A 14,481-nucleotide genomic window follows, 5' to 3' on the forward strand; every position below is an offset into this window, starting at 1 on the left:
TCGACCGGTTGGCGGCGCGAGGCGCACACCACACAGCCTCAGGCGCTCACGAAGCCGCCGCTGGTCCTCGCGTATAACGCGCGGCCGGCGCCTTGTGCGACAGGTTCGGCTGCAGCTGCTGACGAGCGGTGTTGAATCGCTCCCAATCGGCCGCATCCGGCAGCGACGGGATTGTCACCAGTTCGCCTTGGTCAAGACCGGCGAGCGCGGCATCCACCATGTCCTCGGCGGTCATCACGATCTGCGTCGGCAGATGTTCGACCGCGAGACCGGCGCGGTCCCAGAACGCGGTGCTGGTGGCGCCCGGCAGCACGGCCTGCAACTGCACGCCCTTGCCGCCCACTTCATGATGCAGCGACTGCGTCAGATTCAGCACGTAGGCCTTGGTGCCGCTGTAAGTGCCGTTAAGCGTCTCCGGCGACAGCGCAACGATCGACGAGATATTGATCACGATACCGTTGCCGCGCGCCACAAAACCCGGAACGGCCGCTGCCGTCAGGCGTGTCAGCGCCGTCACGTTCAGGTCGATCATGCTTTCGAGCTGGTCCACGTCCGAGTCGATCAGCGAAGCCGTTGCGCCGACGCCCGCGTTGTTGACCAGCATCGTGATGCTGCGGTCGGTCCGCAAACGCTCTTCGATGCGGCGTGTGTCGGCTTTGTCGGTGAGATCGGCGGCGACGATATCGACATGGCGGCCGGTTTCGCTGGCCAGGCGCTCGGCCACGCCGGTCAGGCGTTTAACGTCCCGCGCCACCAAAATCAGATCGTAGCCGCGTCGCGCGAGGCGGTCTGCATAAACGGCGCCGATGCCTGACGATGCGCCCGTGATCAAGGCCGTGCCCTTGTTTGCTTGCGTTGCCATGGTGAATCTCCTTGCGGGCTTTGCGCGTCACGCCTGAGCCCTGATCGGTGAATGGGGAAACCTGAAACCTCCGCCGCTGTGCCTTTTTTGTGAGCATCGCGGTGTTGACGAGGCAAGTCTAGGCGCGTAGCCTTTTGTCTCAAATGTCGTATTTACCTCGTTTTGAGACATCGCAATGAAACGTATCGGCGTGGTGGTTTTCCCCGGCTTCCAGATCCTCGATATGGTCGCGATCTCCGTGTTCGAGCTCGCAAACCTCGAGGCCGGGCAGCCGGAGTACGCGGTGGAAGTCATCTCCGAACTGGGCGGGATGGTGCGCAGCTCGTCGGGCGTCGAGATCGCAACGCAAGCGTTCGGCGATCCGGCGTATGACACGGTGGTCGTAACGGGCGCGATGCAGATCGAGCCGTCATCGGCGGCGTTGCTGGGGTTTTTGAACGACGCCCTCGCCGCCTCGCGCCGCACCACCAGCATCTGCACTGGCGCTTTCGTGCTGGCCGAAGCAGGCATCCTCGACGGCCGGCATGCCACGACCCACTGGCACCATGCTCGCGAATTGCAGCGGCGCTTTCCCGATACGCACATCGACGAAGACCGCATCTTTATCGTCGACGGCACCGTGTGGACCTCGGCCGGCATGACGGCGTGTATCGATCTGTGTCTGGCGCTGATCGAAAGCGATCTCGGCGTCGAGGTCTCGCGCGCTATTGCCAAGAAACTTGTCGTCTATCACCGGCGCACTGGCGGCCAGTCGCAGTTCTCGGCCATGCTCGACCTGGAACCGAAGTCCGACCGCATTCAGGACGCGCTGTCATACGCCAGGAACCATCTGCACGAGCCGTTGACGGTCGAACAACTCGCCGATGTCGCACATCTGAGTCCGCGCCAGTTCAGCCGCGCCTTTCGCGACGAAACGCGCCAATCGCCGGCCAAGGCCATCGAGGCGCTGCGCGTGGAAGCCGCGCGCACCATGCTCGAAGCGGGCCGTCACTCAATGGAAGCGGTCGCCGCTGACACCGGTTTCATCGATACCGAACGGATGCGGCGCGCCTTTCTGCGCGCATTCGGCCAGCCACCGCAAGCGATCAAACGCGCAGCGCGCGCGTTGTAACACATGTGGTGGACAATATCGCCGACAGCAACTCCACCGTGATACAGACAGCACCCTAGAGGACGCGTGATGAACTACGACGACAGCAATCCCTTCGCGAAGATTCTGCGCGGCGAACTACCCTGCATCAAAGTGGCGGAAAGCGATGCCGCGCTGGCCTTCATGGATTTGATGCCGCAAGCGGACGGTCACCTGCTGGTCGTGCCAAAGGAAGCGGCGGTTGAGATTTTCGAGTTGTCGGATGCCTCGACGGTGGCCTGCATGCGCATGACGCAGAAGCTTGCCATCGCCGTTCGCGCGGCTCTGCGCCCCGACGGCGTGTTCATCGGCCAGTTCAACGGCGCGGCGGCGGGACAAACGGTGCCGCACGTGCATTTTCACGTGATCCCGCGCTGGGAAGGACAGCCACTGCGCATGCATGCACGCGAAGTGGCCGATGCGGCCACGCTCGAAGCGCTGGCCAAGCGTATTCGCGACCACTGGCGCGCTCACTGACGCCGGGCGGGCCGTAACTGGTCACGCCCCGTAATATGTGTAATGGCCGGTGAAACCAGCCGCACGCGCTGTGCGGCTAGACTGGCACCTGCCTTGTACCCGCAAGGCATTGAGTGTGGATCTCTTTTCAGCCTGCCCGAAACGGCAGGCTTTTTTATTTGGGGATCGAATTCGCGAGCCGCCCTCGCCTCGTCGAGACGTTTGCCGCGCGCTCACCCATGCAGGCCGGCCACCTCAAAGCCGATGCCGCGAACGGCGCAGCGGATGCCGCCAGTCGATACGATGCCGTTTCATCGGCACGGGATTCATCTCGTGCAAATGCCGGTGTTCTTGCCACAATTCGTCAGAGAAAAGAAACGCGACGATAAGCAGCGGGATGACCAGAAAGGCGCCTAATATCAAGTGCTCGATCACGGTAGCCTCCATCGCAAGAGCCTGATTTCATTGTAGAGCACCCCATGTGCCCACACGGTGCCGAGCCCCTCACAAATTTGCGATAAGCGCCCTGCGACAACGCGACGCCCCACCCTCGCCGAACCCGCGTGGCGCCTCGCGCTTTGCAAAAACGCGCCGCACCTTGGTCTGGCGTTGCAAGAACTCCCTGCGCTGAGCCCGGACTAACAGGAAACGCAAGCCGGAGCCCTCACCCTGAGCTTGCGCACTCAAACCAATAATTCTCAAGGGGAATCCAATGACTATCGAACGTAGCAGTGAACTGACCCTGCGTCCGCTCGAGCGCACCGATCTGCGCTTCGTCCATGAAGTGAACAACAACGCAAAGATCATGCGTTACTGGTTCGAAGAGCCCTATGAAACGTTCTCCGAACTGACCCAGCTGTACGACCAGCACGTGCACGATCTGCGCGAGCGCCGCTTCGTCGCGATCGACAACGACGGCCAGACCGTCGGCGTCGTCGAGTTGATCGAGCTGGACTATATCCACCGGCGCGGCGAGTTTCAGATCATCATCGCGCCGCACGCGCAGGGTCGCGGCTACGCTACCGTCGCCACGCAACTCGCGATCGATTACGCGTTTTCGGTCTTGAACCTGCGCAAGGTCTACCTGATCGTCGACAAGTCGAATACCGCTGCCATTCACGTCTATGAAAAGTGTGGTTTCCGGCACGAAGCCGAGTTAATCGAAGAGTTTTTCGGCAATGGCCGCTATCACAATGCATTGCGCATGTGCATGTTCCAGTCCGAGTTCTTCGAAGGTAATCGGCAGGCCGAGTAACCCGCTGCCAGGCCGCCCAGGGACGCCATGCTGCGTCGACTGACGCACCTGGCACCGTTTATCTTTAGTACATGCACCGTTATTTCGTGATTTTTGATTAATCGGGTGAATGACTTTGTGTGCAATGCACCAAGTGCATCCGTTAATTGTATTAATTCACTTAATTGGTGCCCCTCGTTTACGCGAATACGTGCCGCAAAGCTTTACTGGTTAAAGCGGTGTGTCCCGCCCGTCTCTTAGTTATCCGTTGCAATCCACCCTGTTTAAGCCGCTGCTCAAGGTTTAAGCAGGGGCGAAACGTGGTGCGACAATTCGCCGCTGTTGCGACCGCACACAAGATGTGCTTGTCCTTCTTACGCGTTCTCCTAAAGTGCAAGGTGCGGGTTCGACGTTAAAGTTAAATACATAGCTAACCTGAGTATTCAACCCGCACCGGAGGAAAATATGAAAACGCGAATCGCCCTTGTTTTCGCCATTGTGGGTTTGGCTGCCGCTTCTGTTCAGGCGCAAGATTTCATGGTCAAGCCGCAGCAAACCATTCAGTTCAAGGCTAACGCGTACGGTTGCCTGTCGAAGGATAAACTCGACGCCGCCGACCAACATGCGCAAGCTGGTGAACAGCAAAAGATGCAGGAATTCTTCTCCGGATATCAGTGCGTTTCCGCGCCGGAAAACTCGAGTTTCCGAGTTGTACGCGTGGTTGGGCACGATGTCGAATTCGTGAATGCGGCTAATAGCGATACGGAAGGCCTCTGGGCAAACGACCGATTCATCAAACAATAAGCTAAACGCCAACGCTCCGGCGAAGCGCCGGAGTTTTTGACTTTCGCCATAAACTCTCTGGCTTTAAAAGCCCGGGGGCTGTGAACCTGCGAGTTATAAACCGGTCAGGCATTGCATGCCTGGCCGTTTTTATTTCTGCCCAATTTTTCCATGAAGTGAAACCGATAAAAAAGCCGATGCGGGATTTCGATCCGCATCGGCAATACGCCTTCTCGCAAAGCGCAGGGAGAAACGTTTAGCCGTTCAAACGGCGATCAATGCGAGTCGCGCGGCACGGGGGCGCCGCTCGATCCGACCAGGAAATCGAGATCGGCGCCCTGGTCCGCTTGCAGCACATGGTCGACGTAAAGCTTGTAGTAGCCGCGCGTGGGCGGCGCAGGCGGCTGCCACGCGGCACGGCGACGCGCGAGTTCTTCATCGGTGACATCCAGATGCAGACGGCGGGCGTCGACGTCGAGTTCGATCATGTCGCCGGTTTGCACGAACGCGAGCGGGCCGCCCGCAGCCGCTTCCGGCGATACATGCAGCACCACCGAGCCGTACGCCGTGCCGCTCATGCGGCCGTCGGAAATGCGCACCATGTCCGTGATGCCTTTTTGCAGCACCTTTTTCGGCAGCGGCATGTTACCGACTTCAGCAAAGCCCGGATAACCCTTCGGCCCCGCGCCCTTGAGCACCATGACGCAGTGCTCGTCGATGTCGAGCGAGTCGTCGTCGATCTTGGCGTGCAATTCCTCGATGTTCTCGAATACCACCGCACGGCCACGATGCTTCAGCAGATGCGGTGTCGCCGCCGACGGCTTGATCACCGCGCCGTTCGGCGCCAGGTTGCCCTTGAGCACCGCAATGCCGGCCTTGGGCTTGAACGGCTCGGCAAACGTCGTGATGACCTTCTCGTCGTGATTCGGCGCGTTGCGCACGTTGTCCCAGATCGTCTTGCCGTTCACCGTCAGCGCCTCGCGATGCAGCAGGCCTTGCTCGCCAAGTTGCTTCAGCACGGCGGGTAGGCCGCCCGCATAGTAAAAATCTTCCATCAGGTATTCGCCCGACGGCTGCAGATTCACCAGACACGGCACGTTCGAACCGAGCTTCCCAGTCCTCCAGCGACAGCTCCACGCCGATGCGTTTGGCCAGCGCGATCAGATGGACGACCGCATTGGTCGAACCGCCGATCGCCGCATTCGTGCGGATCGCGTTTTCGAAGGCCTGGCGCGTGAGGATCTTGTCCATCGTCAGATCCTCGCGGACCATATCGACAATGCGCCGGCCCGCCAGATGCGCAAGCACCTGCCGGCGTGCGTCGACGGCGGGAATCGCCGCGTTGTGCGGCAAGCCCATGCCCAGCGATTCGACCATCGAGGCCATCGTCGACGCGGTGCCCATCGTCATGCAGTGGCCGCGCGAGCGGTTCATGCACGACTCGGCTTCGGTGAATTCTTCCTGCGTCATTGTGCCGGCACGCACTTCCTCGGACATCTGCCAGACGCCCGTACCGGAGCCGATGTTCTTGCCTCGAAAGCGGCCATTGAGCATGGGGCCACCCGACACGGCAAGCGCAGGCAGATTGCACGACGCCGCACCCATCAGCAGCGCCGGCGTAGTCTTGTCGCAGCCGACCAGCAGAATCACACCGTCCATGGGATTGCCACGGATCGATTCTTCGACGTCCATCGAGGCGAGATTGCGGAACAGCATCGCGGTCGGGCGCAGATTGGTCTCGCCGAGCGACATCACCGGAAACTCGAGCGGCAAACCACCCGCTTCGTGAACGCCTTTCTTCACATACTCGGCAAGCTCGCGAAAATGCGCGTTGCACGGCGTCAGTTCGGACCACGTATTGCAGATGCCGATCACCGGACGTCCATCGAATTCGTCGTGTGGAATACCCTGGTTTTTCATCCACGAACGATGCAGAAAACCATCGCGATCTTTGAGGCCAAACCACGCCTGGCTACGCAGCGGCTTTTTAGTCTGGTTGGAATCAGCCATGAAATCTCCTGTTGGCAAGTATGTAGAGGGGGCGTCTAGCCCGGGACGCTTAGCCCGGGGCGTGTATCAGTCGTCAGTGCACACGCTTGCTGCGGCGGTACTGGTCGAACAGCACCGCGAGCAGCAGAATCCCGCCACGAATCAGGTATTGGTAAAAGGTCGGCACATTCATCAGGCTCATTGCGTCCTGCACGGAACCCATGATCAGCACGCCGACCAGCACACCGGAAATCGTTGCGACACCGCCCGTCAGCGAAACGCCGCCGAGCACGCACGCGGAAATCACGCCGAGCTCGAGCCCGACAGAAGTTTTCGGATCGCCGAGACTCATGCGTGACGCAAGCATCACGCCTGCAAAGCCGGTCACGAGGCCCTGCAATACGAACACTGTGATCTTGATACGCGTAACCGGCAAGCCCGCGAGCAAAGCGGCCTCGCTATTGCCGCCGACGGCCAGCACGTTCTTGCCGAACACGGTTTTCTTCAGCAGAAAACCGAACAGCACGAAACCGACGATGTTGCTCCAGATCGGATAAGAAATGCCGAGGAACGCGCCGCCGCCGAGGTCGAAGAAACGCTCTTCGGAGATCATCACGGCGTCGCCGTTCGATGTGATGTAGGCGAGGCCGCGCACGACTTCCATCATCGCAAGGGTGACGATCAGCGAGTTGATCTTGTAGCGCGCGACCAGCACGCCGTTGACCAGCCCGACCGCGCCCCCCGCGAGTACCCCGGCGGCGATACCGATCGTCACGCTATGCGTCGCGGTGATCAACGTGGACGCCACCACGCCCGCGAACGCGACGATCGAGGCCACCGACAAATCCACTTCACCCAGCGCGAGCACGAACATCATGGTCACGGAGATCGAGCCGATCAGCGTGACGGAAAGCAGCAAGCCCTGAATGTTTCGCGAGCTTAAAAATTCCGGCACGGTGAACGACAATGCCGCGAACAGGATGATGAACACCATCACGATGCCGGACCGGTTGATCAGGTCCCAGGTGCGTGCGGCGCGTGCGCTCAGGCCCGCGGAAGCGACGGCTGGCGTAGTGGGGTCGGTTGAGGGTGTGTGCATGATGTCAATTCCGTTTTCAATGGCGCGATTCAGTTGCCTTCGATTGCCTTAACTTGCCTGGTGAGTGCGGCGCCTTTAGCGAGGCAGCGCGAGCTTGATCAGCGCATCCGGCGTGGCCTGCGCCTTCGGCAGATCGCCGACGATGCGGCCTTCCTTCATCACGATCACGCGGTCCGCGACGCCGATCACTTCGGCGAGATCGCTCGATACGACGATGACCGTGCGGCCCGCTTCAGCGAGCCCATACAGCAGGCCGTAAATCTCGCTGCGCGCGCCGACGTCGATGCCGCGCGTGGGTTCGTCCATCAGGAATACGTCGATGTTTTCGGCGAGCCAGCGCGACAGAATCACTTTCTGCTGGTTGCCGCCGGAGAGCGTGCCGATCGGCGTTTCGCCGTTACGCGTCTTGATCGCGAGCTTGCCGATGAATTCTTTGGCGGTCTGCGCTTCTTTGCGGCCGTTGAGCACGTTGAAGCGGCTGAAATGACGACGGCAACTGATGTTGAGGTTGTCCGACACCGAAGCAATCGAGACGATGCCTTCCTGCTTGCGGTCTTCCGGACACAGCGCGACACCTGCACGCACGGCGTCGCGTGGCGTGGCGAAACGCACGCGCTTGCCCTTGAGCGTGATCTCTCCGGCAGCCGGTTTGACTGCGCCGTAGATGAGCTTCATCAACTCGGAACGTCCCGCGCCGACCAGGCCGAAGAAGCCGAGGATCTCGCCTTTACGTGCCTTGAACGAAGCCGGTTCGCGTAAGCCACGTCCCATCAATTCCTTGACGTCGAGCTGTATATCGCCGAGTTCGCGTGAGCGGTAGCCGTACACGTCGGCGATTGAACGGCCCACCATGCAACTGATCAGGCGATCGCGATCGAGCCCATCGCCCGCTTCGAACGTATCGATGCGGCGGCCGTCGCGAAACACCGTCACGCGGTCGCACAGTTCGTAGACTTCATCCATCCGATGCGTGACGTAGATGATCGCGCGGCCCTCGGCCCTCAACGCGCGGATGATCCGGAACAACTGCGTGGTTTCGCGCGACGACAACGAACTGGTCGGTTCGTCGAACGCGATCACACGCGCGTCGCGCATCAGCGCCTTGCCGATTTCGATCATCTGCCGCTGACCGATCGACAGATTTTTCACCTGTTGCGAGGGGTCGATTTTTTCGCCGAGTCTTTCTAACTCACGCACCGCACGTGCAATCAGCGCCTTCTCATCCAGCACGCCGAAGCGGTTGGGCAGGGCGCCGAGCATCAGGTTTTCGGCAACGGTCAGTTCAGGCACCAGATGCAGTTCCTGATAGATGATCGCGACGCCTGCCGCGATGGCCGCCTTGGTGGTGACGAACTGCTGCTCGACACCGTCGAGCGACAGCGTGCCCGCCGCCGGTTGATTCACGCCGGACAGCACTTTAAGCAGCGTCGATTTGCCGGCGCCGTTTTCGCCCATCAAACCGTGTACCTCGCCGCGCCGCACGTCGAGCGACACCTGGTCGAGCGCGAGCACGCCGGGAAAGCGCACGGTGATACCGTCGAGTTGCAGATACGGATCAGTCGACGTAAGCGTAGGCGAGGGCGCTTGCGCGGGGAGCGCCGTTTCGCCGGTGTGAGAAACCGTCATCAAAAGCCTCTAGCGTATGGACAACCTGTGCAGGCCGCTCACGCGTCGGCGTGAGCATCAACGTGAAAACGGCCCGCAGTGTGCAGACTCGAATACCGCTTAAATTCCGAGCTCTTTACGCACGTCCAGCCAGTTGCCGCGCACCATCAACTTGCCGGTGGTTTGCGTGTCGGCGGGCGGCTGCTTGCCGTCCTTGATCCACTCGACGAGGTTCTCCGTGCTCTCCTTGCCGTGCATCGTCGAGCTCACGGCGATCGTGCCGTAGAAGCCCGTGGGTTCCTTCTTCTGGAACTCGGCAAACGCTTCGCCCGCACCGTTGATGCCGACACCGATCACATCCGCCGCCGGAATGTGCAGTTGTTCAGTCGCGCGAACGCCGCCCAGCACGCTTTCCTCGTTGAGCGCGAAGATCACCCACTTCTTGATGTTCGGATGCTGCGCGAGCACCGGCGATGACGCGTTGAAACCGCCTTCGTCATCAGTGGTCTTTTGCGGAGCGTCGAAGATGTTTTCCCTCTTGAAGCCGCCGGCCAACAACGATTCCGTTGCGCCGTCCGTGCGCAGTTTGGCGGTCGGCAGTTCGTAGTTCGTAATGCGCAGCGCGCCGACTTCTTCCGGCTTCCAGCCGCGGCGTTTCATCTCTTCAGAGATCGCGGTGCCGACCTGATTGCCGATCTTGAACGCGGACATGCCCAGATGCGGCACGTTCGGCAGCGGCTTGCCGGTGGAGTCGACCAGCTGATCGTCGACGGTGACGAACTTCATGTTGTAGCGCTTCGCACGCGCCTGGATCGCCGGTCCGAGCCGGACGTCGGGCGCGCAGATCACGAAGCCTTTGGCGCCTTGCGCGCCAAGGTTATCGATCGCGGCCAGCACCTTTTCACCATCCGGCGTGCCGATGTTGACCACCGAGAAACCGTCCTTCTGACCCAGCGCGGTGGCGGCTTTCTGTTCATTGATGAACCACGCCTGTTCCGGCATCTTCACAAGGAAGCCGACTTTGAGCGGCGTGTCCGCGTGCGCGGAGAATTGCGCGGAAAAGGGTGCGGCGAGGGCCGCGGCGGCGAGCGCGGTTAGCGTCAAACGGCGAAGCTTGCTGGTCATATCTGTCTCCTGAGGTTGAAAAGCTGCATTGATTTCGTTTATTTGCAGCGTGAAAGCACGGCGGCGTCAGCCGGAACGTGGATGGGCGATAGCGTGAGCGGCTCGAATCGCGGCAGCGTGCGCCGTGCAACGCCATGCGTGCTGCGCGGTGAGATTCGCGGCCGAGTGAACTTCGAGAGGCACGGTGGCTACGGCGCTGCAACGGGCAGCAGGTTGAGCCGTGGGAGAAGTGGCAAAGCAAGCATGCCTCATCGCCATCAACCCGCAACGTAGGCCGTTTTCACGGCCGTCCAGAAGGCTGCATCCGTTGCGCCATAGGCTGACGCTTTGCGACCGCCGCCAGGCGCGTGGTGCTCGACGGCGGTAGTCGGCAGATTGATCGTGACGAGGCCGCATTGCACGTGGCGGCGAAAATGCCGCGCGCGGCTCAGCGAGCGCGTGCAGATGCCGGCGCATAAACCGTAAGCGGTGTCGTTCGCGAGATGCAGCGCGTGGTCGTAGTCGTCGGCCTTCAGCACCACGGCGAGCGGACCGAAAATCTCTTCTCGCGCAATGCGGTGTTCGGGTTCACCGATAAACAAAGCCGGTTCGAAAAAATAGCCGCGCGTCGCGCGTTCAAGTTGGCGGCCGCCGTGCAGCAGTTGCGCGCCTTCCTGTTGGCCGACGCGTACGTAGTCAAGATTGCGCGCTAACTGCGCGGCGTTGGCGACCGGGCCAATATCCGTGCCGTGCTTCAGTGCATGATCGACGCTGAGCCTGGCGAGCTTCGTCTGCAACGCGTCGACGAACGGCTCGAACACCGCACGTTCGACGACCAACTTCGACGCAGCCGTACTGCGTTGGCCGGCGAAGCTATAGGCGCCGTTGAGGGCCGCATCGACGGCGCCGTCGAGATCGGCATCGGCCAGCACCAGGAACGGGTTCTTGCCCCCCATTTCCAGTTGCACGCGTGCGTGCCTCGCAGCGGCAGCCTGGAGGACACGCGTGCCGGTTTCCGCCGAGCCGGTGAAACTGATCGCCGCCACCAACGGATGCGTGACGATCCGCGCGCCGACCTGCCGGCCGCTGCCCAGCACGAGATTGAATACGCCGGCCGGCAAACCGGCGCGGCTGACGATCGACGCCAGCGCCGCCGCGCAACCCGGCGCCGATTCGGCCGGTTTGAAGACGATGCAATTGCCGTGGGCGAGGGCGGCGCCGATCTTCGCGGCAGCAATCGCCAGCGGCGCACTCCACGGCGCGATGATGCCGATTACGCCGAGCGGTTCGCGCGTCACATCGATCTCGACACCGGCGCGCGCCGATGCCCCGGACTCAGCAAACGCGTGGAGTGCCTCGGCGGCAAAAAACTTGAATATCTGGCCGGCCCGCGTTGCTTCGGCTAAAGCTTCCGGTAGCGTCTTGCCAACTTCTCGCGCCAGCAGCCGGCCCAGTTCATCACGGCGCGCGAGCATCTCGCTGCCGATCGTATCGAGCGCATCCGCGCGGCGTTGCGCCGAACCCAGGGACCACTCGCGAAAAGCTGCGCTCGCCGCTTCGATCGCGGTATCGGTCTGCCTTGCATCAGCCCGCACGTAGTCGCCGACCGGCTCATCCAGATCCGAAGGATTGAGTGATACGCCCGTGGTCGCGCCCGTCTCCCAGCCGCCATTGATGTAATGACGGAACGGACTGGCAACCAGCGGGGCGAGCGGATCGCGATTCATCGAAGGGAGGGGCGCCACATGAGGAAAGCTCAAAGTCCACGAATGGTATGAGCCACCCCAATAACTTTCCAATCCCTTTTTAGGCTATCCCGATATCATTTTCGATATGGCATGATGGCGACCTGGTGACGGCAAATCGTCCGAAAGACGGCATCAAGCCGCATAAGGAGACAGGCCCATGACGCGTAGCTACTCGAACTGGTTCGTGCGTGCGCGACTCAAGACGCGGCAGTTGCTACTGCTCGCGGCAATGGAAGAGGAGGGTAATGTCCGGCGTGCCGCCGACGTGCTCGGTATGACCCAGCCCGCCGCCTCGCGGCTCCTGAAAGAGCTGGAGGACATGCTGGAGGTGAGCCTGTTCGACCGTACACCGCACGGCATGCACGCCACCCTGTACGGCGAAGTGATGATCCGTCACGCGCGCATGGTGCTCTCGAATCTCAGCCATGCGCATGACGAAATCTCCGCACTGCGCGCCGGTCTGGCAGGCCAGGTGCGCATCGGCGTGATCGCCGCGGCCGCCGCGACGATGGTGCCGCGCGCCATCGCCAGCGTGAAAGAACGTTATCCGCAGTTGCAAATCTGGGCAGAGGTGGAGACGTCAGACGTTATGCTGCCGAGGCTCGCCGAAGGCGAACTGGATATCATGATCGGCCGGGTACTGGAGCGGCAAAACCAGTTCAAGACCGAAGTCCGCTACGAACCGCTCGCCGACGAACCGCTGTGTGTGGTGGCGCGCCCCGGCCATCCTCTCGAAAATGAAACAGGTTTGACACTGCGTGGAATCGTCAACGCGAGCTGGGTTTTGCACCCGCCGGGCAGTGTTTTGCGCCATCGCTTTGATCTGATGTTTTCGCAGATTGGACTGAATCCACCCCAAAACGTAGTCAATACCAACAATTTTCTGGCGATTTCGAGCTTATTGCTTCAAAGCGACATGTTGGCGGTTTTACCCGATGAAGTGGCGCGCCAGTACCAACAGTACGGTGTTCTCAAGCAGGTACCGATCGATTTACCGTGCAGAATGGATACATTCGGTATCATCACGCGCCAGTCGCACCTGCTTTCGCCGGCGGCCTCCGTCGTGCTCGGAGCCTTGCGGGAAGCCGCTTCCGAGGTCTACGGCACCGCTTTCGAGCCGGCAGTGGCGCGATAAATGCTTCTCCCGTTGCAATAGTCGCAATGGCAGCCGACGTTCGGCTCGGGAGGAACACGCGATGTACAACAAACACGGAAAACGGCAACGCGCCGTCGACGATTCTTTTTCTGTTCGCTCCGGTGGAGCGAGCGCCTGGTTTAGTAACGGCATGGCTCTAAAATCGACGATTTACAAGGCGGAACTCCAGATCGCCAACATGGACCGGCACTACTACGCCGACCATTCCCTGACGATCGCCCGCCATCCCTCGGAAACCGACGAACGGATGATGGTCCGCGTCGCCGCGTTCGCGCTGTTTGCGCAGGAACGCCTCGAATTCTGCAAAGGTTTGTCGGATGTCGACGAACCAGACCTCTGGCAGAAGGATCTCACCGGCGCGATCGAAACCTGGATCGAAGTCGGCCAGCCGGACGAACGGCGCATTGCCAAGGCGAGCGGCCGCTCGAACGAAGTGATCGTGATCGCCTATGGCGGGCGCACGTCGGACATCTGGTGGCAAGGTGTGCGCGGCAAGGTCGAACGCATGCGCAATGTGACGGTGTGGACGCTCGGCGAAGACATCGCCGCCGCGCTCGGCAAGCTCGCCGAGCGGACCATGCGCCTGCAATGCACCGTGCAGGACGGTGAGGCATGGCTCGGCAGCGCCGAAGCCGATGCGGTGAAGATCGAGTGGACGGTGTTGAAGGCGCCCGCTAGCGCCTGGTAATTACAGCGACGTCGCGCGCGCCGCTTCGGGCGGCCCTTTGAGTTCGACCATATTGCCCTCCGGGTCGAACAGATACAGCGATTGCCCAAATCCATCCGCCCCGTAGCGCAAAGCCGCCTCGCCAGGCCGCGCGCCGTGTTCGGCCAGATGCGCCTTGAGCGCCTCGGCATCGAACGGTTCAACGCGCAAACACAGGTGGTCCATATTCCGCCCCGCGCCCGGCACGCCGTTTTCGGGGTGATCGAGCTTCGCGCCAACCTTTAACAGGTCAATCAGCGAGCGCCCCGCGCGCAACTGCGTCAGGCCCAGATCGGGCTGCTCCTTCTCGACGCTGCAACCGAGCACCTCGCAATAAAAGCGCCTCATCTCCGGAACGTTCGACGCCCGAATGACGATGTGGTCGATCTCGCGAATGTGGATTTTCATGTCGAACGCCCCTTGGCTGGTTCGCAGAATGGATGAATAGCCACCACAGTTTAGAAGAAAGGACGGCGCAGCGAGAGCAGGCCGCGAACCGGTCGCAAGGGACAGATCAGAAATGTTCAGACGAAAAAAAGCCCGCTCTATGTGGAGCGGGCTGAATCCATATCAGGAGGAGACATGGAGGAGACAAGTACTAATATACACA

The 14,481-nt window shown here is 61.1% G+C and carries 12 protein-coding genes and 1 pseudogene; 6 read left to right on the forward strand and 7 right to left on the reverse strand.

What is annotated here, in order from left to right; all coding sequences use genetic code 11:
* Positions 1 to 46 precede the first annotated feature (46 nt).
* Positions 47 to 862: an SDR family NAD(P)-dependent oxidoreductase gene (locus ACUN0E_RS41525; RefSeq protein WP_408484195.1), complete on the reverse strand. Its 816-nt coding sequence runs from the start codon at positions 860 to 862 to the stop codon at positions 47 to 49.
* A gap of 175 nt (positions 863 to 1,037) precedes the next feature.
* Here ACUN0E_RS41525 and ACUN0E_RS41530 point away from each other — a divergent pair, with 175 nt between their 5' ends.
* The 4 genes from ACUN0E_RS41530 to sap1 all read left to right on the forward strand — a co-directional run bounded on the left by ACUN0E_RS41530 (position 1,038) and on the right by sap1 (position 4,485).
* Positions 1,038 to 1,973 (forward strand): GlxA family transcriptional regulator, encoded by a 936-nt coding sequence (locus tag ACUN0E_RS41530; protein WP_445570203.1) that lies wholly within the window; start codon positions 1,038 to 1,040, stop codon positions 1,971 to 1,973.
* A 69-nt stretch (positions 1,974 to 2,042) separates the two neighbouring features.
* Positions 2,043 to 2,468: an HIT family protein gene (locus tag ACUN0E_RS41535; protein ID WP_408239435.1), complete on the forward strand. Its 426-nt coding sequence runs from the start codon at positions 2,043 to 2,045 to the stop codon at positions 2,466 to 2,468.
* Between the two features lie 691 nt (positions 2,469 to 3,159).
* Positions 3,160 to 3,702, forward strand: a complete 543-nt coding sequence (gene speG, locus ACUN0E_RS41540) for a spermidine N1-acetyltransferase (protein WP_445570204.1) — start codon at positions 3,160 to 3,162, stop codon at positions 3,700 to 3,702.
* Positions 3,703 to 4,146: 444 nt separating this feature from the next.
* On the forward strand, positions 4,147 to 4,485 hold the full coding sequence (sap1, locus tag ACUN0E_RS41545) for a surface attachment protein Sap1 (RefSeq protein WP_408239444.1): 339 nt from the start codon (positions 4,147 to 4,149) through the stop codon (positions 4,483 to 4,485).
* A 254-nt stretch (positions 4,486 to 4,739) separates the two neighbouring features.
* Here the strand turns inward: sap1 and ACUN0E_RS41550 are convergent.
* The 5 genes and pseudogenes from ACUN0E_RS41550 to ACUN0E_RS41570 all read right to left on the reverse strand — a co-directional run bounded on the left by ACUN0E_RS41550 (position 4,740) and on the right by ACUN0E_RS41570 (position 11,988).
* Positions 4,740 to 6,474: pseudogene (locus tag ACUN0E_RS41550) on the reverse strand (IlvD/Edd family dehydratase).
* A gap of 73 nt (positions 6,475 to 6,547) precedes the next feature.
* The gene (gene araH, locus ACUN0E_RS41555; RefSeq protein ID WP_408239119.1) at positions 6,548 to 7,552 is read right to left on the reverse strand and encodes an L-arabinose ABC transporter permease AraH; all 1,005 of its coding nucleotides are present in this window, start codon (positions 7,550 to 7,552) and stop codon (positions 6,548 to 6,550) included.
* Positions 7,553 to 7,627: 75 nt separating this feature from the next.
* Complete coding sequence (gene araG / locus ACUN0E_RS41560; protein ID WP_445570205.1) at positions 7,628 to 9,178, reverse strand: L-arabinose ABC transporter ATP-binding protein AraG; 1,551 nt, start codon at positions 9,176 to 9,178, stop codon at positions 7,628 to 7,630.
* Between the two features lie 99 nt (positions 9,179 to 9,277).
* Entirely contained in the window at positions 9,278 to 10,282 is a 1,005-nt protein-coding gene (locus tag ACUN0E_RS41565; protein ID WP_445570206.1) for an arabinose ABC transporter substrate-binding protein, read from the reverse strand.
* A gap of 257 nt (positions 10,283 to 10,539) precedes the next feature.
* Positions 10,540 to 11,988: an aldehyde dehydrogenase family protein gene (locus tag ACUN0E_RS41570; protein ID WP_445570207.1), complete on the reverse strand. Its 1,449-nt coding sequence runs from the start codon at positions 11,986 to 11,988 to the stop codon at positions 10,540 to 10,542.
* A gap of 178 nt (positions 11,989 to 12,166) precedes the next feature.
* Between ACUN0E_RS41570 and ACUN0E_RS41575 the strand changes: the two genes are divergently transcribed.
* Complete coding sequence (locus ACUN0E_RS41575; RefSeq protein WP_445570208.1) at positions 12,167 to 13,144, forward strand: LysR family transcriptional regulator; 978 nt, start codon at positions 12,167 to 12,169, stop codon at positions 13,142 to 13,144.
* A gap of 151 nt (positions 13,145 to 13,295) precedes the next feature.
* The gene (locus ACUN0E_RS41580) at positions 13,296 to 13,853 is read left to right on the forward strand and encodes a YaeQ family protein (protein WP_408393336.1); all 558 of its coding nucleotides are present in this window, start codon (positions 13,296 to 13,298) and stop codon (positions 13,851 to 13,853) included.
* On the opposite strand, the gene ACUN0E_RS41585 is transcribed toward ACUN0E_RS41580, so the two are convergent.
* Positions 13,854 to 14,279, reverse strand: a complete 426-nt coding sequence (locus ACUN0E_RS41585; RefSeq protein WP_408239136.1) for a VOC family protein — start codon at positions 14,277 to 14,279, stop codon at positions 13,854 to 13,856.
* Between the last annotated feature and the right edge of the window lie 202 nt (positions 14,280 to 14,481).

This window comes from Paraburkholderia sp. D1E (genome assembly GCF_052682275.1).